Source organism: uncultured Luteimonas sp. (assembly GCF_947492465.1).
Lineage (GTDB): Bacteria > Pseudomonadota > Gammaproteobacteria > Xanthomonadales > Xanthomonadaceae > Luteimonas.
Map to the genome: position 1 here is coordinate 226034 of NZ_CANLNF010000003.1, position 23112 is coordinate 249145.

Here is a 23112-nt window from a genome sequence, read left to right on the forward strand (position 1 = left end):
GACCCGGTCCGCGACAGCGGACGCCACGATCGCACCGGCGCAACGACGGGGCACCCTGCCGACGGCTACAGCAGTCCTTCCCGCTTGATCGCCAGGTAGCGCTCCACCAGCGCGGCCGGCAACTGGTCGGCAGTCACGTCCAGCACCTGCACGCGGTGGCGGCGCAGGGCGTCGTGGGCGGCGGCGCGCTGGGCCAGGTAGCGGGCGGTGGCGCCGGCGCGGACCGCGGCCGCGACGTCAGGCACGTCCTGCTCGAGCACCTCGTCGAGTGCGCGTTCGCGCAGCGAGGCCACCACCACCAGATGCCGCTTCTGCAGCATCCGCACCGCGGCCAGCACGTCCTCGATGTCCTCGTCGCGCAGGTTGGTCACCAGCATCAGCAGGCCGCGGCGACGCTGGCGCAGCGACAGTTCGGTGGCGGCGGCGAGGTAGTCGGTGGCCACCGGCTCGGGTTCGAGGTCGTAGCTGGCGCGCAGCAGGGTGTCGATTGCCGCCATGCCGCGCCGCGGCGGCACCCAGCGGCGCTCGCCGCCGATCGCCAGCAGGCCGACCGCATCGCCCTGGCGCAGCGCCAGGTAGGCGACCAGCAGCGAGGCATCCAGGGCATGGTCGAAGTGCGCCAGCGCACCGTCGCGCGCGAGCATGCGGCGACCGGTGTCGAGCACCACCACCAGCTGCTGGTTCTTCTCGTCCTGGTATTCGCGCGAGATGAGCTTGCGCGCGCGCGAGGTCGCCTTCCAGTCGATCTGGCGCAGGCTGTCGCCGACGCGGTATTCGCGCATCTGGTGGAAGTCGGTGCCCTCGCCGCGGCGGCGCTTGATGTGCGCGCCCATCATCCGCGACGCCTGTTCGGCGCTGACCAGGGCGAACTTCGTCAACGGCGCGAAGTTGGGGAATACGCGCACGCGCTGCGTCGCGCCGGCCAGGCACAGCTGCCGCCACAGCCGCAGCGGCGCGTGCAGGCGCAGGTGCACGCCCTCGAAGCCGAAGCTGCCGCGCGCGTTGGGCCGCAGCCGGTAGCCGAAGCCCGACACGGTCCCCGGCGACAGCTGCAGCCGCCGCGGCAGGCCGTCGACCTCCCAGCCGCCCGGGTGCAGGTCGTGCACGTCCACGCGCGCGCCGCGCGCGCCGGCTTCGAGTTCCAGCCGCACCTCGCGCTCCACGCCCAGCGCCAGCGCCTCGGGCACGCCGCGCGCCACGTCCGGCAGCGGCGTGCGCAGCAGCAGCGCCAGGTCGAGCAGGGCGACGACGGCCAGCGCGCCACCGGCCAGCGTCCACGCGAGCGCCGGCAGCCAGCCGATGCTGGTCGCCACGCCCAGCAGGCCCCAGGCCACGGCGGCCACCACCAGGGCCGGCGCGGGCCGCGGCAGGTGGCGACGGCGCACCGGGCGCGCGTTGGCGGGGGCGGCGTTCACTTGCGCGGCGCGTCCACCTTGGCCAGCAGCGCGCGCAGCACCTGGTCGGCATCCTGGCCCTCGATCTGCAGCTCCGGCGCCAGTGCGATGCGATGGCGCAGCGCCGGCAGGGCCACGTCGCGCACGTCGTCGGGGGTGACGAAGTCGCGTCCGCCCAGCACCGCCTGCGCGCGCGCGGTGCGCACCAGCGCCAGGCTGCCGCGCGGGCCTGCGCCCAGCGCGATGCCGGGCCAACCGCGGGTGGCCGCGGCGATGCGCACGGCATAGTCGATCACCGCCGGATCGAGCCGCGTCGCGGCGGTGCCCAGCTGCACGGCGACGATGCCGTCGGCGTCGAGCACCTGCGCCACCTCGTCCAGGGCGAAGCCGGCGGCGATATTGCCGCTGCTGATCGCGGTCACCATCGACACCTCGTCGGCGTGCGCCGGATAGTCGATCAGCACCTTGAGCAGGAAGCGGTCGAGCTGCGCCTCGGGCAGCGGATAGGTGCCCTCCTGCTCGACCGGATTCTGCGTGGCCAGGGTCATGAACGGCGGCGGCAGGGCGAAGCTCTGGCCTTCGATGGTGACCTGCTGCTCCTGCATCGCCTCCAGCAGCGCGGACTGGGTCTTGGCCGGCGCGCGGTTGATCTCGTCGGCCAGCAGCAGGTTGGTGAAGATCGGGCCGCGACGCATGCTGAAGGTCTCGCTGCGCGCATCCCACACCGCGTGCCCGCTGACGTCGCTGGGCATGAGGTCGGGAGTGAACTGCACGCGCGCATGGCCGCAGCCCAGCGCGCGCGCCAGCGCCCGCACCAGCAGCGTCTTGCCCAGCCCCGGAACGCCCTCGATCAGCACGTGGCCGCCGGCCAGCAGCGCCACCAGGATCTGGTCGAGCACCTCGGCCTGGCCGATGAAGGCCTTCGACACCTCCTCGCGCACGCGCGCGACGCGTTCGGCCAGGGCATCGCCGGTGATCGGCGCGGGAGGGGCTTGGATCTCGGTCATAGTCGTTTTCTCATCTCGACGAGTCGGGCCACACGCAGCCGGAAATCGCCGGCATCGCGCGGTCGCGGGGAACGCAGGGCATGTTCGATCGCGGGCGCGGGCAGCCCGGTGCGCGCGGCGATGGCTTCGGCCTGGGCCACGCCGGTGAGCGCGGCGGCCATCGGGTCGCGGCGCCGCAGCCGCGCCAGGAAGGCGTCGCGCATGGCCGCGTGCAGCAGCGCGGACAGGCCATGCCGGCGCAGGTGCTCGCCGCTGGCCTGCACGTGTTCGAGCAGCGAGCGCCGCTCCTCCGGCGGCGGCGGCATCGCCGGGCCGACCCGCTGCAGGCGCATCCACAGCCACGCCGAGAGCGCCAGCAGCAGCGGCAGCCAGGCCATCCAGGCGCGCTCGAGCAGCAGCCGCCACAGCGGCGGCATGTCGGCCGCGTAGACCAGGTGCATGCGACCGTGGCCGTAGTTGGGCGCGAGCAGCTGGCGCGCCAGGGCCAGGTGCGGGACTTCGCGCAGGCCGCCGTTTTCCATGAAGTCGGCCGAGGCGAGCACGTCGACCAGCCCGTCGCCGCGGGCCATCCGCGCGTACACGAAGCCGGCGCTGAAGTCGCCCCAGGACAGCAGCGGGTCGACGCGCGGGACGAAGCGCGTGCCGGTACAGAACTCCACGTGCCGCTCCTGGCCCGGCACGTGCAGCTCCTCGCAGCCGCCCTCGTCCGTCCGCAGGTCCAGGCCCAGCCGCTCCAGCAGGTCGACCGCGCGCGGCGCGGACCGCCGCTGGACGCGCGGGGTGGTGACCAGCAGGTGGCCGCCCGCGTCCACCCACGCCAGCAGCGCATCGACATCGCGCGCGGCCAGGGTGCGTGGATCGCCGAGCAGCAGCACGGTGTCGCGGGGGCCCGGCTGCGCGGTCGCGAAGTCGAGCCGCTGCCGCGACTGCGCATCGATGCCGTCGGCGCGCAGCGCCAGCTTCAGCGCGTACAGCGGGTTGTAGGCGGCCTCGCCGGCGGGCGGCAGCGCGCGCGTCTCCGGCACGCGCTGGTAGTTGTGGTTCCACCAGGCGGCCACCAGCGCCAGGCACAGCAGTCCCAGCGCCACCAACCCGGCGGTGCGCAGGCGGTTCACCGCGTCCACCCGAAGCGCAGCGACAGCTCGCCCAGCAGCGATTCGAACTCCTCGTCGCGCGGCAGCCGCTGCGCGTAGGCCGCCAGCTGCCAGACCCGGACCATGCGCGCGAAACTGTCGCGGTCGGCCGGGTCGGGCATGCGCCGCGACACGCGCAGGCATTCGGATTCGGTGGCGCCCGGCACCAGCGCGATGCCGATGCGCGCGGCCATGGCGTCGACGCTGCCGCGGTACAGCAGCGCCAGCGCGCGTCGCGGGCGACCCTCGCGCCACAGCCGCCGCGCCTGGCCGACCAGATCTTCGGGCAATGCATCGGGCTCGGGCGCGACGCTCGTGGTCACCTCGCTGTCCGGCGCCCGCCGTGGCGCGACCCCGCGCATCCACGGCAGCCAGTACCGCGCGGTGAGCGCGAGGGCGAGCAGCAGCAGGCCGAGCAGGATCCACAGGCCGAACTCGCCCACCACCGCCAGCAGCTGCCCGAACGTGCGCAACCACCCCGGCGGCTCGCTTGGCGCGCGCTCCTGCTGCTTGCGCGGCTGCCAGGTCATCTCGGTGCGGCTGCGCGCGAGCAGCGGATCTTCGTAGGCGCGCTTGACCGCCTGGCGGAACGGCGCGTGGTCGACCACCGCCTCCTCGCCGAACACGCGCGGCAGCGTCGGCCGCGTGCGCGCCTGCAGCTCGGGCGATTTCACCGCCTGGTGCGTGGCCTGCCCGCGCGGCTCCTGCAGGCGCGGCCCGACCTGGGCTCCGGCCACGGGCGCCAGCAGCGGCAGCGCGGCCACCGCCAGCAGCACGAGCGCGGCCTGCGCCAGGCGCGCCTGCATGCGGCGCAGCACGATCTCGATGTCCCAGGCCTCGATCCGCACCCGGCGGTTGAGGTACAGGCCGAAGCCGGCGCCGACATGGAACGGTTCGACCGCCGAGAACGCCAGCCACAGCGCCACGTTGAAGGCGAACTGCGCGATGCGCGGCGGATCCTCGGTGACCAGCGTCCACATCGCGCGCGCCGACTCGGACAGCAGCTGTTCGGGCACGAACATCAGCACCAGGGCCAGCAGCGAGACCAGCAGCACGACCACGAACAGCAGGCAGACGCCGGACAGCAGCAGCGCGTGGCCCTGGATGCCGTCGACGATCACCGCGCGACGGCGCGACAGCGCCTCGCCGGCGACGCCCTCGAGCAGTTCCACCGGCATCGCGATCGAACGCCACGGACTGGGCCGGCGCCAGCCCAGCCGCGCGACGGCGCCGCGCCAGCCGCCACGCCACAGCGCGGCCAGCGCCTGGCGCGTGTCCGGCGCATCGCCGAACACCGCGCGCGACAGCACGAACAGCACGATGCGGTCGAACAGCGGCAGCAGCCACCACATCGCCAGCGCCGCCAGCCACAGCGCATCGATCGCCCAGGCCGCGGCGTTGAGCAGGGCGAACGCCGGCAGCGTCGCCAGCGCCCATGGCCGCCAGATCGCGCGCGCATGGCGGCGCACCAGCGCATTGCCCAGCTCCATCGCCTCCCAGGGCGAGCGCGGGCGCAGTTCGACGCGGACCTGGTCAAGGCGCACGCGCTGGTTCCTTCCTGCTCTCCCGCCGCCCGCCATGGCGGGACACCGGCATCTCCGGATCGCCCCGCCCGCCGAACGCCAGCCAGCCCAGCACCAGCGCCCACAGCAGCGCGCCGACGCCGAACTTCACCGGCGCCGGGATCGAGCCGGTCGAAGACCAGAACGCCTCGACGAAGGCGGCGAACACCAGCATCGCCAGGATCCCCAGGCACAGCCGCGCGCCGACGCGCCCGGCCTCGGCCAGCGCGTCAAGCCGGCGCAGCCGCCCGGGCGCGAGCAGCGCCAGCCCCAGGCGCAAGCCGGCCGCGCCCGCGATCACGATCGCGCTCAGCTCCGGCGCCGAGTGCCCCGCCACGAAGCGCCAGAACGGATCGCCGTGGCCGATCGCCTGCAGGTGGCCGGCGACCACGCCGAACACGATGCCGTTGAACACCAGCACGAAGGCCGTGCCCACCCCGGCCAGCAGGCCCGAGGCGAAGGTGCGGAAGCCGATGCTGACGTTGTTGTAGATGTAGTAGCCGAACATCGCCAGGTCGCTGCCGCTCTCGCGGCCGATCCGATGGCGCGTGTCGGCCGGGTCGTACATGGCCTCGAACTGCGCCAGCTGCTGCGGCTCGAACACGCTGTGCACCAGCTCGGGCCACTGCTGGACGGCCAGGAACAGCGCCAGCGTCGGCCCGACGAACAGCACCGCCGCCAGCCACAGGCAGCCGCGCTGGGCGCGCACCAGGCGCGGGAAATCGGCTGCCAGGAACCGCCACGCGCGCCGCCACGGCGGCGGCGGGGCGCGGTAGAGCACGTCGTGGCCACGCTGCATCAGCGCCTGCAGCCGCTCGGTCACCTGCGGGCTGTAGCCGCGCCGGCGCGCCAGGGCCAGCTGCTGGCACAGGCGCCGGTAGCGGGTGGGAATCTCCTCGTCGCGCGGCACGCCTTCCCCGCGCCGCGCCGCGCCACGCGCATCGAGCCAGCGTTCGAACCCGCGCCACTCGGTCTCGTGGCGGGCGACGAACGCTTCCTGCCTCATGCGCGCCGCCCCAGCAGCCACTGGGCGATGGCCGACAGCCGCCACACGCCGGCCTCGCCCGACATGCCGGTGAGCGGCGCGGCGATGCCGGCGAGCTCTTCCTGCCGCTGCGGGGTGAGCGTGTGCGCGCGTTCGGCGAACGCGATCAGCGCCGCCTGCTCGCCCGGCAGCAGCGGCACCGCGGGCGCCACGGCCGCCGCCGGCGGCAGCGCGGCGCCATGGCCGCGGCCCGGTGCGTGCACCACCATCGTGCGCGCCACGATGTCGCCCAGGCGCCGGCTCCAGGGATCGGCCAGGCTCGACGCCAGGCCGAAGGCGTAGCCGAACGGCAGCATGTCGACGGTGCGCATCAGGTTGCGCAGGAACGAGGCCATCCAGCCCACCGGCGCGCCATCGGCCGACACCACGCGCAGGCCCATCGCGCGCTTGCCGGGCGTCTGCCCGTGCCACGTCGCCTCGAACACGACCGGATAGGCCCAGACCACGAGGAACAGCAGCACCAGGTACAGGCCCATGCCTGCCCGCCCCAGCAGGGCGAACACGGTCGCGGCCAGCAGCAGCAGGCCGGACCGGATCGACAGGTCGATCAGCCAGGCCAGCGCGCGCGGCACCGGTCCGGCCGCGGGCAGCCGCAGCGCGACGCCTTCGGGGGTGTGGATCTCGCGGACGGTATCGAGCATCAGCGGGCCACGCCCGCGCACGTCGCCGCGTCCGGCACGCGCGTCCCTGCGTCCAGCTTCCTGCGCCCGCATTGTCCGCGCTGCTCCCCGTGCACGGGGCTACTGTACGCGAGCGCCCCGCTCAGCGGGAGGCGTCGAGCAGGTAGTCGTCCTTGAGCCGGACGTAGTGCTGCGCGCTGTAATACAGCGCCTCGATCTGCGCATCGTCGAGCTTGCGCACCAGCCGCGCCGGGTTGCCCAGCCACAGTTCGCCTTCGCCGACCACCTTGCCCGGCGGGACCAGCGCGCCGGCGCCGACGAAGCCGTGCTTCTTCACCACCGCGCCGTCCATCACCACCGCGCCCATGCCGATCAGGCAGGCGTCCTCGATGCGGCAGGCGTGGATGATCGCGCGGTGGCCGATGGTCACGTCCTCGCCGATCACGGTGGCGAAGCCGCCGTCCTTCAGGTGCGGGCCGTCGTGGCTCACGTGCACCACCACGCTGTCCTGCAGGTTGCTGCGCGCGCCGATGCGGATGAAGTTGACGTCGCCGCGGATCACCGTCATCGGCCAGATCGAGACGTCGTCGCCCAGCACCACGTCGCCGATGACCTGGGCGGAGGGATCGATGAACACGCGTTCGCCCAGTTCGGGCAGGCGGCCGCGGAAGGGGCGCAGGCGGGAAGTCATGGCGCCATTGTAGGGCCTGGCGCGCGAACGGCCCGGTCTACACTGCCCCCATGCCTGCGCCTGCCGACGCCACGCCCGCCGCCGACCTCGCCCCGACCCTGGCCCGCCTGCGCGGGGCCTGGCAGCGGACCCGGCCGGACCTGGCCCAGCGCCGCGACGACCTGCGCCGCCTGCGCGAGGCGCTGCGGGCGCGCCTGCCGGAGATGGCCGACGCGATCGCGGCCGATTTCGGCCACCGCTCGCGACACGAGTCGCTGGTGGCCGACGGCGCGACCGTGCTGGCCGAGATCGACCACCTGCGCCGCCACCTGCGCGGCTGGATGCGGCCGCGCCGGGTCGGCGTGGGCTGGCGCTTCTGGCCGGCGCGCGCGCAGCTGCGCAGCGAGCCGGTGGGCGTGGTCGGGGTGATCTCGCCGTGGAACTACCCGGTCAACCTGGCCCTGGTGCCGCTGGCCACCGCGATCGCAGCCGGCAACCACGTCTTCCTCAAGCCCTCCGAGCACACCCCGCGCAGCGCCGCGTTCCTGCGCTCGCTGCTGGCGCAGGTGTTCCCGGCCGACCGCGTCGCGGTGGCCACCGGCGAGGCCGAGGTGGGCGCGGCGTTCGCCGCGCTGCCGTTCGACCATCTGGTGTTCACCGGCTCCACCGCGGTCGGGCGCAAGGTGATGGCCGCCGCCGCGGCCAACCTCACCCCGCTCACCCTGGAGCTGGGCGGCAAGTCGCCGGCGATCGTCTGCGCCGACATCCCGGTCGAACGCGTGGCCGCGCGGCTGGCGACCGGCAAGTGGTTCAACGCCGGCCAGACCTGCATCGCGCCCGACTACGTGCTGCTGGTGGGCGACGCCGCGCGCCGCGACGCCCTGGCGCAGGCGCTGGGGGCCGAGGTGGCCGCACGCTACGACGGACTGCGCGAGTCCGGCGACTACAGCCGGATCATCAACGACGCCCAGTTCGCGCGCCTGCAGGGCTACCTGGACGAGGCCCGCGCGCACGGCCACGCGGTGCTGCCGCTGGCCGAGGCGCACGATCCCGCGACGCGTCTGTTCGCGCCGACCCTGGTGCTGGATCCGGACCCGGACAGCGCGCTGATGCGCGAGGAGATCTTCGGCCCGATCCTGCCGGTGCTGCGCGTGGAGTCGCTGGGGCAGGCGATCGATTTCGTCAATGCGCGCGAGCGGCCGCTGGCGCTGTATCCGTTCAGCGACGATCGCGCCAGCGTCGAGCGGATCCTGCGCGGCACCCTGGCCGGCGGCGTCACCGTCAACGACACGCTGGTGCATTTCGGCGTCAATGCGCTGCCCTTCGGCGGCATCGGCGCCAGCGGCATGGGCGCCTACCACGGCCGTGCCGGCTTCGATGCGATGAGCAAGCAGCTGTCCGTCCTGTGGCAGCCGCGCCGCGCCGGCAGCGACCTGCTCAGGCCGCCGTACGCGAAGGTGGCGCGACTGATCGACTGGCTGGCGCGCTGAGCCCGGCGCCCGCGCAACGGCCGAAGGCGGCTGGGCCGCGCCGATTCAAGCCGGTGGCAGGCGCGCCGTTAACGACGGCGAGACCCTCTGCCGACTGCCCATGCCCGTTGCCCTGCTCTGCCGCCAGCGGGCGCTCCCGGCCCGGCCCGCACACCCGGCGCCACGCGCCGGCCCACCCGCGCCCGCGTCCACGCGAACGCGACCGCGCCCGTCCTACCCTTGCCGCCCCGGGGGCGGATCCGCGCGCCCGGCACGACAACCCCAGGACGCACGATGAGTTCCCGGACCTCCGGCACCCCGCCCACCACCACCGGTCTTCCCGATGAAGCGGCCATGGACCGGATCTGGATCCGCAACCTGCTCGACGCGTCGGACGAGGTGATCTATTTCAAGGACCTGCAGAGCCGCTTCCTGCGCGTCAGCCTGGGCATGGCCAACCGCCACGCGCTGACCCGGGAGCAGGTATGCGGGCTGACCGATTTCGACCTGTTCGCGGAGGAACACGCGGCCAGCGCGCTGGCGGACGAGCAGCAGATCCTGCGCACCGGCACCCCGATGGTGAACAAGGAAGAGTGCGAGAGCTTCGCCGACGGCAGCATGCGCTGGGTCTCGACCAGCAAGTTTCCCCTGTACGCGCCGGGCGGCCACATCGTCGGCACGTTCGGGATCTCCCACGACATCACCCGCCGGGTGCTGGCCGAACAGGAAACGGTGCGCCTGGCCGAGGCTTCCGCCGCGGCAAGCGCCAGCCTGGCCCGCGTCGAGGCGCAGCTGCGCGCGGTGCTCAATGGCTCGGCCGATGCCATCGCCCAGTACGCACCGGACCTGACCTACCGCTACATCAACCCGGCCGGCGAGCGCCTGCGCGGCAAGTCGCTGCAGGAGCTGGTGGGGCGGACGGACCGTGAGGTCGGCCCTGCGCACGAGTCGGCCGATTCGTGGGAGGAGGCCCTGCGGTGCGTGCTGGCGACCGGGGAACGCGGCGAGCACGAGTTCTCCATGCAGCACCCCGACGGCAGCCAGGGCTGGTTCCACACCACGCTGTCGCCCGAGACCGGCGAGGACGGCGCGGTCATCGGCGTGCTCACGTCCACGCGCGACGTATCCGCCAGCAAGCGCGCCGAGCTGGCGCTCGCGCACCAGGCGATGCACGACCCGGTGACCGGCCTGGCGAACCGTTACCTGCTGATGGACCGGCTCGGGCAGGCGCTGCTTCGGATGGGACGTTCGACTGGCCGGGTCGTCCTGGTCTTCGTCGACCTGGACCAGTTCAAGGCGGTCAACGACAGCTACGGCCACGAGGTGGGCGACGAGCTGCTGGTACAGCTGGCCAGGCGCCTCGCGGCGATGCGGCGGCGCGAGGACACCGTCGCGCGCCTGGGCGGCGACGAGTTCGTGGTGCTCTGCGAGAACGTCCAGTCGGATGCCAGCGTGCGCGAGATCGCCGCGCGGATGGTGAGCGCGATGGCCGAGCCGTTCCGCGTCGGCGCCGGCGTGCAGCTGCGCGTTTCGGCCAGCGTGGGCGTCGCCGTGGCGGGGGATGCGGCGGTCAGCGCCACCGACCTGCTGCGCCGCGCCGATACCGCGATGTACCGGGTCAAGCAGCAGGGCCGCAACGGTTTCCACGTCTACGACGCGGCGGCGGACGACCGCGCCGAGGGACCGTTGCAGCTCGAGATCGACCTGCAGCACGCACTCGCGCGCGGCCAGCTGGCCCTGGCCTACCAGCCGATGCTCTCGCTCGAAGACCGGCGCCTGCTGGGCTTCGAGGCCCTGCTGCGCTGGCAGCATCCGGCACGCGGCACCCTGCTGCCGGGCGACTTCTTGGCCACCGCCGAGCGACTGGGCCTGATGGGGCTGCTCGGTGCGTGGGTGCTCGATGCCGCCTGCGCCCGGCTTGCCGCGTGGTCCGCCACCCCGACCTATACGGCGGGCGAGCCGCTGGTGATGGCGGTGAACGTGTCGGGCAGCCAGTTGCGGGCCATCGGCTTCGCCGACCAGGTCCGCGAGGCGCTGGCCGCGCACGGCCTGGCGCCTGCGCAGCTGCGCCTCGAAATCAGCGAACGCGACCTCGTCGAAGAGGGTCCGCGCATCGAGGCCACCCTGGGCGAGCTGGGCAAGGTGGGCGTGCAACTGGCGGTGGACGATTTCGGAACCTCGGTGACGTCGCTGGCGCGGCTGTCGCGGATCCCGGTTGGCGTGGTCAAGCTCGGACGCTTCGCCGGCCTGCGCCAGCGCGACGTCGTGGCCGCCGTGATCGCGGCCGCGCATGGCCTGGGCATGAGCGTGGTCGGTGCCGGCATCGAGGACGCCGAACAGCTGGCCGAGCTGAGCGCACTGGCCTGCGACGACGGCCAGGGCTTCCTGCTCGGCCGGCCGCTGGAGGTGGACGCGGCCGAGCGGCTGCTGCGCGGCGGGGACGCCGGACCGGCTGTGTCATAGTGCGCGGCCGACCCGCGGCCCGGGCCGCGCGAGCACGACGACCCGACCCATGCGCATCGCCAGCTGGAACGTCAACTCCCTCACCGTGCGCCTGCCGCACCTGGTGCAGTGGCTGCAGTCATTCGCGCCCGACGTGGTCGGGCTGCAGGAAACCAAACTCGACGATCCGCGCTTTCCCGACGACGCGCTCGCCGCGCTGGGCTACCGCAGCGTGTTCTGCGGGCAGAAGACCTACAACGGCGTGGCCATCCTCGCCCGCGACCGTCCGATCGGCGAGGTGCAGTACGGCATCCCCGGTTTCGAGGACGAGCAGAAGCGGGTGATCGCGGCCACGGTGGGCGACGTGCGCGTCGTCAACCTGTACGTGGTCAACGGCCAGGACGTGGGCACCGAGAAGTACGCCTACAAGCTGCGCTGGCTGGAGGCGGTGCGCGCCTGGCTGGCGGAGGAACTGCAGCGGCATCCGCGGATGGTGGTGCTGGGCGATTTCAACATCGCACCCGACGCGCGCGACGTGCACGACCCGACCCTGTGGAACGAGGGCCACATCCTGACTTCGGCCGCCGAGCGCGAGGCGCTGGTGCGGCTGCAGGCGCTGGGCCTGCACGATGCGTTCCGCCTGCACAGCGAGGAGGCCGGCATCTTCAGCTGGTGGGACTACCGGCAGGCCGCGTTCCGCCGCAACCTGGGCCTGCGGATCGACCTGACCCTGGTGTCGGACGCGCTGCGCGCGCAGGCGGTCGAGTCGGGCATCGACCGTGAGCCGCGCACCTGGGAACGCCCCAGCGACCACGCCCCGGCCTGGGTGCGGCTGGCAGGCTGAAGCCTGTTCAGGTGGCTTCGCCGGAGCGGTTCGCATCGCGCAGCCGCCGTCCTTGCGGATGCCGGCACCGCTGCGAACGCGCGGGCACACAGCGGCCTTTCGGGCATCGCATCGACCGCGTTCGTGGCGGCCGCCAATGGCGACTCAGCGGCGCGCGTCGCCGTCCGCGTCCAGGCGACGCTCGAAGCAGTGCGGGCCGGCGGGATGTGCCCATCCCTCCGGCACGTCGCCGGCAGCGCGGTCACGGCTGTCGGTGGCGAATACCGCGCACAGCCGGTAGCGGTCGGGGGCGGGCACGCTGAACCCGTAGCGCGCGCCCGTGCCCGGCTCGGCCAAGGACAGCCGGCGGCCGGTCGCCTCGCCGAGGCCGTCCAGCGTCGCCGGCAATGCATCGTGCTGGCGGGCGTGGGCCCGGATCGCCAGATCGATCCGGTGCAGGTCCTGCACCCGGCGCTCGTCCAGCCGCGCCTGCCGCTGCGCATCCGGCAGGCCGGTCACCAGCAGCGCCGCCACCACCGTCGCGGCGATCGCCACGCCGGCGGCGATCACCAGCATGCGCCCGCGTCCCGGGCCGCTCATGCCTCGCGCTCCTCGTTGCGCAGGTCGGCCAGGTACCAGGCGAAGATCGCGCCGGAGATCACCCCGGCCACCAGCACCTTGAGCACGAAGCGCAGGCTCAGCTCGCCGCCGAGCAGGTTGTAGACCAGGGTGATGAGGTCGCCGATCAGCACCGCCGCGGCGATGAACAGGGTCAGGTAGGTCAGCCAGCGTCGCACCGCCGACAGTCGCCGCGACGCATCGCGCGCGACCTCGCGACCGATCCGCTGCGCCATGAACGCGAACACCGGGAACGCGACCAGCAGCGTGGCCACCGACCAGCGCATCGAACGCGCCAGGCCCTGCACGCGATAGTCCGGATCGGCCGCATCGGGCAGCGCGATCTCGATCAGGTCGAACAGCAGGCTGCCCAGGTGCCAGGCCGACAGGTACAGCGTGGTGAACAGCACCAGGTACTGGAAGGCATCGCGCGCGGACAGGTAGGGGCGCGGCCTGGGCACCGGCACGCGGAACGGGACGTCCGCCCAGGCCGCGAGCGGCCGCCGGACCTGGTCCGGCGCCCAGCCGGCCGACACCAGCGCCGCCTCGACCTCCTGACGCGAAGCGCCGGCGGCAAGTGCATCCTGGACGAAGCGTTCGAGTTCCTGTGCAGCCGATGCCATGGCGGTGTCCTGGTCGCGCGGTGGACGCCGACGCTGCGCCGGGAGACGCCGGAGGTCAAGCCGCGCCGGTCGAGTCGACGATCGCGCGACCCGCGGGTGAGGATGAAACCGGACGCCTGCGCATCCGCCGGGCGGGGGACACGCCTGGCGCGCGCCACGCGCAGGCGCGGCTGCGACGAAGACGCGCTGATGGCGCCTTCGACCGCAGCCGCCGCGGACTTCAGTCGCGCGCCTTGCCGATCACCTTGCCGGTGGCCGGATCCAGGCGCAGCTCGACGTCCTTGCCCTGTGGGTCCTCGGCTTCGGCCTTCCAGACGCCGTCCTCGAATTCGATGTCATGGACCTTGGCGTAGCCTGCGGCCGTGAGCCTGGCCTCGACGTCGGCCTCGCCCAGGTTGGCGACCTGCTCGTCGGGATAGATCTCGCCGGTCTTCGGATCGATCGACAGGTCGACGCGGTTGCCGTCGGCGCTGCGCGCGTCCGCGCTCCAGACGCCGTCCTTGAACTCGACGTCGTTGATCTTGGTGTAGCCCTGCGCCTCGAGCCTGGCCCGGACCTCGGCGGCGGTCATCGCCTCCTGGGCTTCCTGGGCCATCGCCGGCAGGCCGGCCAGCAGCAGCGTGGCGGTCACGGCGAGGGTTGTACGACGGAATGGCATCGGGCTGGACATGTTCGACTCCTGGATCGTGGGAGTGCGCATGCTGGGCGCGGCCGCTTCAATCGACGGTGAAGCCGGACGCGGACGGCGGACGCGGTTCATCGATGCATGGACGGCGAGAAGGTCGGGATGCCGATCGCGTGGCCCGGCCCAAAAGGAAAGGCCCGGCATGGCCGGGCCTTTCCTGCGTCCCTGCATGACGTGGTCGCGTCAGCGGACGCTTCCGCGGCGGAACAGGTTGACGATCGCGAGCAGGATCACCGCGCCGATCAGCGAGACGATGAAGCTCATGACCGTGATGCCGTCGTTGATCGAACCGGCTCCGAGCAGCGGGCCGATCAGCCAACCGCCGATCAGCGCGCCGATGATGCCGACGATGATGTTGAGCAGGATGCCCTGCTGTCCATCGCGCTTCATGATGATGCTCGCCAGCCAGCCGACGATGCCGCCGACGATCAGCCAGATGATGATGCCCATGCGCTGTCTCCCGATGAGTTGTGGTCAGACTCCGTTCGGAGTGGGGCCATGCTGGCAGCGGGATCGTGACGGCGATGTCAGTAGGTGGGCCGGCGCGATAGCCTCTGTTGCGGGGATGCGGGAACGCCTGCGCCGGCAGGCGCGCAACGTCATCGGCACCGCGCGTCGCCTGCCTGGGCGAGCCGCGCAGCCCGGATCCGTCAGGACCCGGCGGCGGCGTCGCCACGCAACAGGCGCAGCAGCGCCTCGCGCGGCAGCTTGCCGGTCTCGTTGCGCGGCAGCGCGGCGACGCGGCGCAGCGGCCGCGGCAGGAACACCGGATCGACGCTGCGCCGCAGCGCCTCGCGTACCGCGGCTTCGTCGAGCGTGTCGCTGGCGAACACCGCCGCGATTCGGCGCACGCCGCCGGCCCCGGGATCGAGCTGGAACATCGCGCCATCTCGCACGCCCGGCAGCGCCAGCAGGCGGCGGGTGAGGTCGGCCAGCGACGCGCGCTTGCCGGCGATCTCGAGCAGGTCGGCCTGGCGGCCGTGCAGCACGAAGCGGCCATCGTCCTGCAGCCCGACCAGGTCGGCCAGCAGTACCGGCTGCGGCAGGTGCGGCGCCGACACCAGGGTGCCGTCCGGCCGCGGCTGCAGGCGCACGCCCGGATACGGCGTCCAGGCCGCGTCGCGCGCGGTGCGGCGGAAGGCGAAGATGCAGGTTTCGGTGGAGCCGAAGGTCTCGCGCACCTCGCATCCGAAGCGCGACTCGGCCTCGGCGGCGAGTTCCGGCGGCAGCGGCGCGGTGGCGGTGACGATGCCTGCCAGCGGCGGCAGCGCGACGCCCGACTCGAGCAGCGCGCGCAGGTGCACCGGCGTGCTCACCAGCAGCCGCGGCGCGGTCGCCTCCTCCAGCGCGCGGGCGATGTCCTGCGGAAAGAACGGACGTCCCCGATGCACCGCGGCGCCACCGAGCAGCGGCAGCATCACCGACAGCTCCACGCCGTACATATGCTGCGGCGGCACCGTGGCTACCACGTCCGGCACCGTGCCCGCCGGCCACAGGCTGGCCAGCGCGGCCAGGTTCTGCGCGGTGCTCGTGCGGAACGACCCCAGCGTCTTGGCGTTCGCCGACGGCGTGCCGGTGCTGCCGGAGGTGAAGCCGATCGCGACCACGGCCGCGTCGTCGATGTGCAGCGGCGCGCCGTCGAGTCCGGGCAGCGTCGCCGGCAGCGCCACGAAATGCCCGTCGGGGCGCAGTGCGTCGCAACCGCAGGCGTCACCGTCGCCGATGCAATAGCTGTCGGGATACTGCGCGCGCACCTCGTCGATGGCCGCGCGGGTACGGCTGGGCGGCAGCAGGTTGGCCTGGCCACGCACGGCCACCGCGCAGAACGCGACCAGGAACCGGTAGCGGTCCTCGCACAGGTTGACCGCGTACGCCGCGGCGGGCAGGCGCGCGGCCAGCGCACGCACGTGCGCGGCGAACTGCGCGCACGCCGTGGCGCCGGCGCCGTCGAAGGCGAAGCGCGCGGTGTCCGCGCCCGCCGGCAGCGTGGCGCCGGCCGACGCCGGCTGTGCTGTGCTGTGCTGGATGACTGCCGACATGCGCCCCGACCGGCGGATCCATTCACGCCGCCACGGCGGGTAGCTTACGCTGGCGCGCCGCTGCGACGAAGAACCCGCGCCTGCCGATGCCCAGCCCCGAACACAGCCTCGCGATCGGTCCGGTCCGCTGCGCCTGGTTTCCCTACCGCCGCGGCGAACCCGCCGAACCGCAGGCGCGGCGCTGGCTGGCGCAGGCGCTGGCGGTGCCGGAAGCGGCGCTGGGGCTGCGTCGCGATGCGCACGGCCGGCCCCATCTCGATCCCGGCCAGGGCGGATACGACGCCAACTGGAGCCACAGCGGCGAACGGCTGCTGGTGGCGCTGGCGCACGGTGCGCGCATCGGCGCCGACATCGAATGGCTGCGGCCGCGGCCGAATGCGATGACGCTGGCCCGGCGCTTCTTCACCGCCGGCGAGGCCGACGCGCTGGCCGCGCTGCCGCACGACCAGGCCGAGCGCTGGTTCGTACGCCTGTGGTGCGCCAAGGAAGCGGTGCTCAAGGCGCACGGGCGCGGCATCGTTTTCGGCCTGGAGCGGCTGGAATTCAGCCGCGACGGCGAGGGCTGGCGGCTGAGCGCCTGCGATCCTGCCCTGGGTGCGCCCGGCGACTGGCGCCTGCATGCGTTCAGCCCCGCCCCGGAATACCTGGCCACGCTGGCCTGGCGCACGCCGGCGCCGGCGCGGGTGGACGATCGCGCCTGAGGCCGATCCGGGCGCGTCGCGCCGTCGCGCCGACGCGGTGCGCACTGCCGCGGCGCCGCACGCGGCGCATGGGTGGGGCCTCGACCGGCACGACGGGCGGCCTCGCAGCCGCGCCTCCTACAATGTCGCCATGACCGATCCCAACGCCGCGGCCCTGCGCGCCGAACTCGAATCCGGACTCGACGCGCTCGGGCTGGCGCGCACGCTGGCCGCGCCGCTGCTGGACTACCTGGCCCTGCTGCAGCGCTGGAACGCGACCTACAACCTCACCGCGATCCGCGACCCGCGGCAGATGGTCACCCTGCACCTGCTCGACTCGCTGGCCATGCATCCGTTCCTGGCCGGGATCGACACCCTGGCCGACCTCGGCACCGGCCCCGGCCTGCCGGGGATCCCGCTGGCGCTGGCGCTGCCGGACCTGCGGGTCACGCTGGTCGAGTCCAACGGCAAGAAGGCGCGGTTCCTGCGCGAGGCGGTGCGGGCGCTGCGGCTGGACAATGCGCGGGTGGCCGAAAGCCGCGCCGAGGCGCTGGACGAACCCGGGCGATATGCCGCGATCACCGCGCGCGCGCTGGCCACGCTGCCCGACATCCTCGCCGTGGGCGGCCACCTGGTGGCGCCCGGCGGGCGCCTGCTGGCGATGAAGGGCGTGCGCCCGGACGAGGAGATCGCCGCCCTGCCGCCGGGCTGGCAGCTGCAGGCGGTGCACCCGCTGACGGTGCCCGGACTGGCGGCCGAACGCCACCTGGTCGTGGTCGAACGCCAGGACTGAGGCCTGCGGCCGCCCGCGCGGCCGCGGCCTGGACGAAAAAAAGCGCGCGGCGCGTCCGGGGACGGGGCCCGCGGCGGCGGGTTTGGCATCGACGCGCCGCGTTGGGCCGATGCGCGGCATAATCCCCTGTCCGGGCCGCGCCCTGCGGCCAACCCCCCGCCGCTACCAAAGGCACCCGGACCCATGGCCCGCATCATCGCCATCGCCAACCAGAAGGGCGGCGTCGGCAAGACCACCACCGCGGTCAACCTGGCCGCCGCGCTCGCCGCCACGCCGAAGCGGGTGCTGCTGATCGACCTCGACGCCCAGGGCAACGCGACCATGGGCAGCGGCATCGACAAGCGCGACCTGCAGGCGTCGACCTGCGACGTGCTGCTCGAGGAGCTGCACGCCGAGGACGCGATCATGGAGACGGTGGAAGGCTTCGACCTGCTGCCCGGCAATACCGACCTGACCGCGGCCGAGATCGAGCTGATGGACGAGGCCGGCCGCGAGCAGCGCCTCAAGCGCGCGCTCGAACCGCTGCGGCCGCGCTACGACTACATCATCATCGACTGCCCGCCGGCGCTGTCGCTGCTCACCCTCAACGCGCTGACCGCGGCCGATTCGGTGCTGGTGCCGATGCAGTGCGAGTACTACGCACTGGAGGGCCTGAGCGCGCTGCTGGACACGATCGATGCGCTCAAACAGCGGCTGAACCCCGCACTGGAGATCGAGGGCGTGCTGCGTACCATGTTCGACGTGCGCAACAACCTCGCCAACGCGGTATCGGCCGAACTGGTCGAGCATTTCGGCGACAAGGTGTTCCGCACCATCGTGCCGCGCAACGTCCGCCTCGCCGAGGCGCCCAGCCACGGCCAGAGCATCATCGGTTACGACCGCAGCTCGCGCGGCGGCATCGCCTACCTCGGCCTGGCGGGCGAGGTGGAGCGGCGGCGCCGCGAACGCGAGCAGGCCGCGCGCGACCCACAGCAGAAGGAAGCGAACGTGACGGAGATCCCGGCATGAGCAGCGCCAAGTCCGCGCCGGCGAAGAAGCGCGGCCTCGGCCGCGGCCTGGAAGCCCTGCTCGGCCCCAAGGCCGCCGCCGAGGCGCCGAACCTGGAAGCCGCGCCTGAGGACACCCTGCGCACGCTGCCGGTCGACGCCCTGCGCGCTGGCAAGTACCAGCCGCGGCGTCAGTGGGACGCCGGCAAGCTCACCGAGCTGGCCGAGTCGATCAAGGCCCAGGGCGTGATCCAGCCGATCGTGGTGCGCGCCCTGCCCGACCGCACCTACGAGATCATCGCCGGCGAGCGCCGCTGGCGCGCCTCGAAGGAGGCCGGCCTGACCGAGATCCCGGTGGTGGTGCGCGAGGTCGACGATCGCACCGTCATCGCGATGGCGCTGATCGAGAACATCCAGCGCGAGGACCTCAACCCGCTGGAGGAGGCGCAGGCGCTGCAGCGGCTGATCGACGAGTTCGACCTGACCCATGCCGCCGCCGCCGGCGCCGTCGGCCGTTCGCGCGCGGCGGTGTCCAACCTGCTGCGCCTGCTGGAGCTGCCCGCGCCGATCCGCGCCCTGGTGGAAGCCCGGCGGCTGGAGATGGGGCACGCGCGCGCGCTGCTGACCCTGGCGCCGGAGCTGGCGGTCAAGCTGGCCAACGACGCCGCCGAGCACGGCTGGTCGGTGCGCGAGGTGGAGCACCGCGCCGCGCAGTTCGCCGCCGGCAAGCTGCCCGGATCGTCGAAGAAGAAGCCGGCCGGCAAGGCCGCGGTGGCGCCGGACATCGCCACGCTGGAGAACGAGCTGTCCGAATCGCTCGGCGCCAAGGTCAGCATCCACAACGGCCGCGCCAACAAGGGCAAGCTGGTGATCCACTACGCCAACCTCGACGCGCTCGACGGCGTGCTGGAGCGGCTGCGGAGCCGGCAGCGCGCCTGATGCCCGGCGCCGGCCGGCCGGCGGACAGGCCACGCCCGATCGGAACGGGCGGCGCGGCTCCCCGCCCCGACCACGCGGCAGGGACAGGCCCGCACGATACTGTGTGCCCATGAGCACCTGGCGCCTGGATTCGGTGTTTTCCCCCGCGTCGATCGCGGTCGTGGGCGGCAGCCCGCGCGAGCGCTCGGCCGGGCGCGCGGTGATGCGCAACCTGCACGCATCCGGCTTTGCGGGCCGGATCGGCTGGGTCACCCCGCGTTACCGCGAGATCGACGGCATCGCCACCGTGCGCCGGCTGCGCGAGCTGGGCTGGGTCCCGGACCTGGCGGTCATCACCGCGCCGCCGGCGGTGGTACCCGCGCTGGTCGAGGAAGCCGCCGCGCTCGGCGTCGCCGCGGCGGTCCTGCTCACCGCCGAATCCGACGCGGCCGCGCGCGAGGCCTTCCACGCGCGCATCGTGCGCGCCGCGCGCCCGCGCGGCATGCGCATCCTCGGGCCGCACTGCCTGGGCATCGTCTCCACCCATGCCCGGCTCAACGCCAGCATCGCCGCAGGCACCCCGCAGCCGGGCGAACTGGCGCTGGTGTCCGAATCGAGCGCGATCGCCGCGGCCCTGATCGAGTGGGGCACCTCGCGTTCGGTGGGGTTTTCGAAAGTGGTGTCGCTGGGCGACGCGCTGGACGTGGATTTCGCCGACCTGCTCGACTACCTCGCCACCGATCCGCGCACGCGCTCGATCCTGCTCTACGTCGAACGCATCGGCGATGCGCGCAAGTTCATGTCGGCCGCGCGTGCGGCGGCGCGCGCCAAGCCGGTGGTGGTGGTCAAGTCGGCGCGGCCGCAGCCGCCGCAGAGCATCGCCGAGATCGGCCTGCGCGCGCTGGCGCCGTCCGAGGCGGTGCACGCCGCGGCGTTCCGCCGCGCCGGCCTGCTGCAGGTCGACGCCCTGGACGACCTGTTCGCCGCCGCCGAAACCCTGGGCACGCTGCGCACCTTCCCCGGCCGGCGCCTGGCGATCCTGGGCAACGGCGGCGGCGTGGGCGTGCTGGCCGCGCAGCAGCTGCAGCGCCTGGGCGGCACCCTGGCGCCGCTGTCGGACGGGACGGTGCAGGCCCTCGACGGCCTGCTGCAGGGCGGCTGGTCGCGCGACAACCCGGTCGACATCGTGGTCGACGCCGACGGCGCGCGCTACGCGACCGCGGTCGAGGCGCTGCTCGACGATCCGGGCAACGACGCGCTGCTGGTGGTCAACGTGCCGACCGCGCTGTCGCCGCCCACCGAATCGGCGCAGGCGCTGGTCGACGCGCTGGCGCGGCGCAAGGGCGCGGCCGCGCGCAAGCCGGTGTTCGCGGTCTGGCTGTCGAGCGATCCGCAGGCGCAAGCGGTCCTGCACCGCGCGCAGCTGCCCAGCTACACCACCGAAACCGAGGCCGTGCACGGCTTCATGCACCTGGTGCGCTACCGCGAGGCGCAGCAGGCGCTGATGGAGACCCCGCCCAGCCTGCCGGCCGACTTCACCGTCGACGCCGCGGCCGCGCGCGCGCTGGTGCAGGCGGCGGTGGCGCGCGGCGAGGTCCAGCTCGATCCGCAGGCCACCGCGCGCATCCTGGCCGCCTACGGGCTGCCGTACGAAGCGCCGCTGCCGGCCGCCGATCCTGACGCCGCGGTGGAGGCGGCGATGCCGCTTCTGGCGGCGACGCGCACGGTGGCGGTGAAGATCGATTCGCCCGACATCGCGCACAAGAGCGTGGTCGACGGCGTGCGCCTGAACCTGGCCAGCGCCGGGGCGGTGCGCGACGCCGCCGCCGACGTGCCGCGGCTGGCGCGCGAGCGCCGTCCCGACGCGCGCATCCGCGGCGTCACCGTGCAGGCCATGGTCGACCGCCCGCATGCGCGCGAGCTGATCGCGGCCATCGCCGACGACCCGGTGTTCGGGCCGGTGATCGTGTTCGGCCGCGGCGGCACCGCGGTGCGCGTGGTCGACGACCTGGCGCTGGCGCTGCCGCCGCTGGACCTGCGCCTGGCCCACGAGCTGATCGGGCGCACCCGCGTGGCGCGCCGGCTCAAGGCGCACCGCAACCAGCCCGCCGCCGACGAACGCGCGATCGCGCTGGCGCTGGTGAAGCTGGCGCAGCTGGCGGCCGACGTGCCCGAGATCCGGCAGATGAGCCTCAATCCGCTGCTGGCCGACGCCGCCGGCGCGGTCGCGGTCGACGCCCGCATCCTGGTCGGCCCCGTGGACGCGCTGCACAAGGGCCGCGGCCATCCGCGCTTCGCGATCTTCCCGTATCCCAGCGAATGGGAGCGCACGATCACGCTGGACAGCGGCCAGCCCGCGTTCGTGCGGCCGGTGCGGCCGGAAGACGACGAACTGTTCCGCGAGTTCTTCACCCACGTCACCGACGAGGACCTGCGGCTGCGCTTCTTCCAGTCGGTGAAGCACTTCAGCCACGAGTTCATCGCGCGGCTCACGCAGATGGACTACGCGCGCTCGATCGCGCTGCTGGCGCTGGACGGGTCCGGCGCCATGCTGGGCGCGGTGCGCCTGCACGCCGATGCCAACTACCAGGCCGGCGAGTACGGGATCCTGGTGCGCTCCGACCTCAAGGGCCAGGGACTGGGGCGGCAGCTGATGACGATCATGATCGAGGTCGCCGGCTGGCTCGGCCTGCAGGAGGTCGAGGGCCAGGTGCTGCGGCAGAACCGCGGCATGCTGGCGATGTGCGCCCAGTTGGGGTTCGCCATGCAGCCCGATCCCGACGATCCGGCGCTGATGATCGTGCGCCTGCCGGTCGGCGCCGGCCCCGGGCCGCACCCGCCTGCCTGAGCCCGCCCGCCACTGCCCGGGCGGAAGAGGCGGGACCCGACTTGTCCACGGGCCGGCCGGCAGGCATAATGCCCGGCTCGCTGCGCCCCGAACCTTTCCAGGTTCGGGGCAAGGACCGGCCGGACACGCGCTTTCCGCCCGCCTCCCGCCCAGCGATCCTGACCCGCAACGCGTGGCAGGCACGGCTCCGGCCGCGCCCGCCGGGGCCGCCGCCTCCCTGGCCAAGGGGGGCACCATGACACTTTCGAGGTGTGCAATGTCCCGAGTCTGCCAAGTCACCGGCAAGCGTACGACGACCGGCAACAACGTGTCGCACGCGATGAACAAAACCCGCCGCCGCTTCATGCCCAACCTGCACGAGCGCCGGTTCTGGGTCGCCAGCGAGAACCGCTGGGTGAAGCTGCGCGTTTCCACGGCTGCCCTGCGCACCATCGACAAGAACGGCATCGACGCCGTGCTCGCCGACCTGCGCAAGCGCGGCGAGAAGGTCTGAGGAGTCCCACGTCATGGCAAGCAAGCGCGACAAGATCCGTCTGATTTCGTCGGCCAACACCGGCCACTTCTACACCACGGACAAGAACAAGAAGAACACCCCCGGCAAGATGGAGATCAAGAAGTACGATCCCGTCGTCCGCAAGCACGTGGTCTACAAGGAAGGCAAGATCAAGTGACGCAATGACCTGCGCGCAGCGCAGCTGACATTGCCTTACCCCCGCGAAGGCGGGGTCCAGGAAAAACCCGCCGCAAGGCGGGTTTT

Annotated in this window: 22 protein-coding genes; 10 read left to right on the forward strand and 12 right to left on the reverse strand. The window is 73.2% G+C overall.

Annotation, left to right across the window (positions count from 1 at the left end):
- Positions 1-65: 65 nt before the first annotated feature.
- The 7 genes from Q0863_RS09035 to Q0863_RS09065 all read right to left on the reverse strand — a co-directional run bounded on the left by Q0863_RS09035 (position 66) and on the right by Q0863_RS09065 (position 7452).
- The gene (locus Q0863_RS09035; RefSeq protein WP_298577396.1) at positions 66-1415 is read right to left on the reverse strand and encodes a DUF58 domain-containing protein; all 1350 of its coding nucleotides are present in this window, start codon (positions 1413-1415) and stop codon (positions 66-68) included.
- On the reverse strand, positions 1412-2401 hold the full coding sequence (locus Q0863_RS09040; RefSeq protein WP_298577397.1) for a MoxR family ATPase: 990 nt from the start codon (positions 2399-2401) through the stop codon (positions 1412-1414). The genes Q0863_RS09035 and Q0863_RS09040 overlap by 4 nt, the downstream gene beginning before the upstream one ends.
- Positions 2398-3516: a DUF4350 domain-containing protein gene (locus Q0863_RS09045; RefSeq protein WP_298577399.1), complete on the reverse strand. Its 1119-nt coding sequence runs from the start codon at positions 3514-3516 to the stop codon at positions 2398-2400. Before Q0863_RS09045 ends, Q0863_RS09040 begins: the two co-directional genes overlap by 4 nt.
- Positions 3513-5078, reverse strand: a complete 1566-nt coding sequence (locus tag Q0863_RS09050) for a DUF4129 domain-containing protein (protein ID WP_298577401.1) — start codon at positions 5076-5078, stop codon at positions 3513-3515. Before Q0863_RS09050 ends, Q0863_RS09045 begins: the two co-directional genes overlap by 4 nt.
- Positions 5068-6102, reverse strand: coding sequence for a stage II sporulation protein M (locus tag Q0863_RS09055; protein WP_298577403.1), 1035 nt, complete (start codon positions 6100-6102; stop codon positions 5068-5070). The genes Q0863_RS09050 and Q0863_RS09055 overlap by 11 nt, the downstream gene beginning before the upstream one ends.
- Complete coding sequence (locus Q0863_RS09060) at positions 6099-6782, reverse strand: RDD family protein (protein ID WP_298577802.1); 684 nt, start codon at positions 6780-6782, stop codon at positions 6099-6101. The genes Q0863_RS09055 and Q0863_RS09060 overlap by 4 nt, the downstream gene beginning before the upstream one ends.
- Before the next feature lie 121 nt (positions 6783-6903).
- Complete coding sequence (locus Q0863_RS09065) at positions 6904-7452, reverse strand: gamma carbonic anhydrase family protein (RefSeq protein ID WP_298577404.1); 549 nt, start codon at positions 7450-7452, stop codon at positions 6904-6906.
- Positions 7453-7502: 50 nt separating this feature from the next.
- Between Q0863_RS09065 and Q0863_RS09070 the strand changes: the two genes are divergently transcribed.
- The 3 genes from Q0863_RS09070 to xth all read left to right on the forward strand — a co-directional run bounded on the left by Q0863_RS09070 (position 7503) and on the right by xth (position 12186).
- Positions 7503-8921 (forward strand): coniferyl aldehyde dehydrogenase, encoded by a 1419-nt coding sequence (locus Q0863_RS09070; RefSeq protein WP_298577406.1) that lies wholly within the window; start codon positions 7503-7505, stop codon positions 8919-8921.
- A 273-nt stretch (positions 8922-9194) separates the two neighbouring features.
- The gene (locus Q0863_RS09075) at positions 9195-11363 is read left to right on the forward strand and encodes an EAL domain-containing protein (RefSeq protein ID WP_298577408.1); all 2169 of its coding nucleotides are present in this window, start codon (positions 9195-9197) and stop codon (positions 11361-11363) included.
- A gap of 49 nt (positions 11364-11412) precedes the next feature.
- Positions 11413-12186 carry an exodeoxyribonuclease III gene (gene xth / locus Q0863_RS09080; protein WP_298577410.1) on the forward strand — a complete coding sequence of 258 codons (774 nt, stop codon included), beginning with the start codon at positions 11413-11415 and terminating at the stop codon, positions 12184-12186.
- A 144-nt stretch (positions 12187-12330) separates the two neighbouring features.
- Here the strand turns inward: xth and Q0863_RS09085 are convergent, their stop codons facing one another.
- The 5 genes from Q0863_RS09085 to Q0863_RS09105 form a co-directional block, all read right to left on the reverse strand.
- Entirely contained in the window at positions 12331-12765 is a 435-nt protein-coding gene (locus tag Q0863_RS09085) for a hypothetical protein (RefSeq protein ID WP_298577412.1), read from the reverse strand.
- Positions 12762-13406 (reverse strand): DUF5671 domain-containing protein, encoded by a 645-nt coding sequence (locus tag Q0863_RS09090; protein ID WP_298577414.1) that lies wholly within the window; start codon positions 13404-13406, stop codon positions 12762-12764. Before Q0863_RS09090 ends, Q0863_RS09085 begins: the two co-directional genes overlap by 4 nt.
- A 220-nt stretch (positions 13407-13626) precedes the next feature.
- Positions 13627-14076 carry a PepSY domain-containing protein gene (locus Q0863_RS09095; protein WP_298577415.1) on the reverse strand — a complete coding sequence of 150 codons (450 nt, stop codon included), beginning with the start codon at positions 14074-14076 and terminating at the stop codon, positions 13627-13629.
- A gap of 198 nt (positions 14077-14274) precedes the next feature.
- A complete protein-coding gene (locus tag Q0863_RS09100) occupies positions 14275-14541 on the reverse strand; it encodes a GlsB/YeaQ/YmgE family stress response membrane protein (protein ID WP_298577416.1) in 267 nt (88 codons plus the stop codon).
- A gap of 200 nt (positions 14542-14741) precedes the next feature.
- The gene (locus tag Q0863_RS09105; RefSeq protein WP_298577417.1) at positions 14742-16130 is read right to left on the reverse strand and encodes an AMP-binding protein; all 1389 of its coding nucleotides are present in this window, start codon (positions 16128-16130) and stop codon (positions 14742-14744) included.
- Positions 16131-16216: 86 nt separating this feature from the next.
- On the opposite strand from Q0863_RS09105, the gene Q0863_RS09110 reads away from it, so the two are divergent.
- From Q0863_RS09110 to rpmG, 7 genes are all read left to right on the forward strand, one after another.
- Positions 16217-16831 (forward strand): 4'-phosphopantetheinyl transferase superfamily protein, encoded by a 615-nt coding sequence (locus tag Q0863_RS09110; protein WP_298577419.1) that lies wholly within the window; start codon positions 16217-16219, stop codon positions 16829-16831.
- Positions 16832-16961: 130 nt separating this feature from the next.
- Positions 16962-17603 carry a 16S rRNA (guanine(527)-N(7))-methyltransferase RsmG gene (gene rsmG / locus Q0863_RS09115; RefSeq protein WP_298577422.1) on the forward strand — a complete coding sequence of 214 codons (642 nt, stop codon included), beginning with the start codon at positions 16962-16964 and terminating at the stop codon, positions 17601-17603.
- Positions 17604-17786: 183 nt separating this feature from the next.
- Positions 17787-18611, forward strand: a complete 825-nt coding sequence (locus tag Q0863_RS09120; protein ID WP_298577423.1) for an AAA family ATPase — start codon at positions 17787-17789, stop codon at positions 18609-18611.
- Positions 18608-19528, forward strand: coding sequence for a ParB/RepB/Spo0J family partition protein (locus Q0863_RS09125; protein WP_298577425.1), 921 nt, complete (start codon positions 18608-18610; stop codon positions 19526-19528). The genes Q0863_RS09120 and Q0863_RS09125 overlap by 4 nt, the downstream gene beginning before the upstream one ends.
- 109 nt (positions 19529-19637) lie before the next feature.
- On the forward strand, positions 19638-22355 hold the full coding sequence (locus tag Q0863_RS09130; RefSeq protein WP_298577427.1) for a bifunctional acetate--CoA ligase family protein/GNAT family N-acetyltransferase: 2718 nt from the start codon (positions 19638-19640) through the stop codon (positions 22353-22355).
- A gap of 256 nt (positions 22356-22611) precedes the next feature.
- Entirely contained in the window at positions 22612-22848 is a 237-nt protein-coding gene (gene rpmB, locus Q0863_RS09135) for a 50S ribosomal protein L28 (protein ID WP_146385816.1), read from the forward strand.
- 13 nt (positions 22849-22861) lie between these two features.
- Positions 22862-23026, forward strand: coding sequence for a 50S ribosomal protein L33 (rpmG, locus tag Q0863_RS09140; RefSeq protein WP_133000225.1), 165 nt, complete (start codon positions 22862-22864; stop codon positions 23024-23026).
- Positions 23027-23112 lie beyond the last annotated feature (86 nt).

What these genes read in the sequence shown, in the direction of transcription:
- Q0863_RS09040 (WP_298577397.1), bottom strand. Translation starts at nt 2,401, where the DNA reads ATGACCGAGATCCAAGCCCCTCCCGCGCCGATCACCGGCGATGCCCTG.
- Q0863_RS09055 (WP_298577403.1), bottom strand. Translation starts at nt 6,102, where the DNA reads ATGAGGCAGGAAGCGTTCGTCGCCCGCCACGAGACCGAGTGGCGCGGG.
- Q0863_RS09060 (WP_298577802.1), bottom strand. Translation starts at nt 6,782, where the DNA reads ATGCTCGATACCGTCCGCGAGATCCACACCCCCGAAGGCGTCGCGCTG.
- Q0863_RS09065 (WP_298577404.1), bottom strand. Translation starts at nt 7,452, where the DNA reads ATGACTTCCCGCCTGCGCCCCTTCCGCGGCCGCCTGCCCGAACTGGGC.
- Q0863_RS09070 (WP_298577406.1), top strand. Translation starts at nt 7,503, where the DNA reads ATGCCTGCGCCTGCCGACGCCACGCCCGCCGCCGACCTCGCCCCGACC.
- Q0863_RS09075 (WP_298577408.1), top strand. Translation starts at nt 9,195, where the DNA reads ATGAGTTCCCGGACCTCCGGCACCCCGCCCACCACCACCGGTCTTCCC.
- xth (WP_298577410.1), top strand. Translation starts at nt 11,413, where the DNA reads ATGCGCATCGCCAGCTGGAACGTCAACTCCCTCACCGTGCGCCTGCCG.
- Q0863_RS09085 (WP_298577412.1), bottom strand. Translation starts at nt 12,765, where the DNA reads ATGAGCGGCCCGGGACGCGGGCGCATGCTGGTGATCGCCGCCGGCGTG.
- Q0863_RS09090 (WP_298577414.1), bottom strand. Translation starts at nt 13,406, where the DNA reads ATGGCATCGGCTGCACAGGAACTCGAACGCTTCGTCCAGGATGCACTT.
- Q0863_RS09095 (WP_298577415.1), bottom strand. Translation starts at nt 14,076, where the DNA reads ATGTCCAGCCCGATGCCATTCCGTCGTACAACCCTCGCCGTGACCGCC.
- Q0863_RS09100 (WP_298577416.1), bottom strand. Translation starts at nt 14,541, where the DNA reads ATGGGCATCATCATCTGGCTGATCGTCGGCGGCATCGTCGGCTGGCTG.
- Q0863_RS09105 (WP_298577417.1), bottom strand. Translation starts at nt 16,130, where the DNA reads ATGTCGGCAGTCATCCAGCACAGCACAGCACAGCCGGCGTCGGCCGGC.
- Q0863_RS09110 (WP_298577419.1), top strand. Translation starts at nt 16,217, where the DNA reads ATGCCCAGCCCCGAACACAGCCTCGCGATCGGTCCGGTCCGCTGCGCC.
- rsmG (WP_298577422.1), top strand. Translation starts at nt 16,962, where the DNA reads ATGACCGATCCCAACGCCGCGGCCCTGCGCGCCGAACTCGAATCCGGA.
- Q0863_RS09120 (WP_298577423.1), top strand. Translation starts at nt 17,787, where the DNA reads ATGGCCCGCATCATCGCCATCGCCAACCAGAAGGGCGGCGTCGGCAAG.
- Q0863_RS09125 (WP_298577425.1), top strand. Translation starts at nt 18,608, where the DNA reads ATGAGCAGCGCCAAGTCCGCGCCGGCGAAGAAGCGCGGCCTCGGCCGC.
- Q0863_RS09130 (WP_298577427.1), top strand. Translation starts at nt 19,638, where the DNA reads ATGAGCACCTGGCGCCTGGATTCGGTGTTTTCCCCCGCGTCGATCGCG.
- rpmB (WP_146385816.1), top strand. Translation starts at nt 22,612, where the DNA reads ATGTCCCGAGTCTGCCAAGTCACCGGCAAGCGTACGACGACCGGCAAC.
- rpmG (WP_133000225.1), top strand. Translation starts at nt 22,862, where the DNA reads ATGGCAAGCAAGCGCGACAAGATCCGTCTGATTTCGTCGGCCAACACC.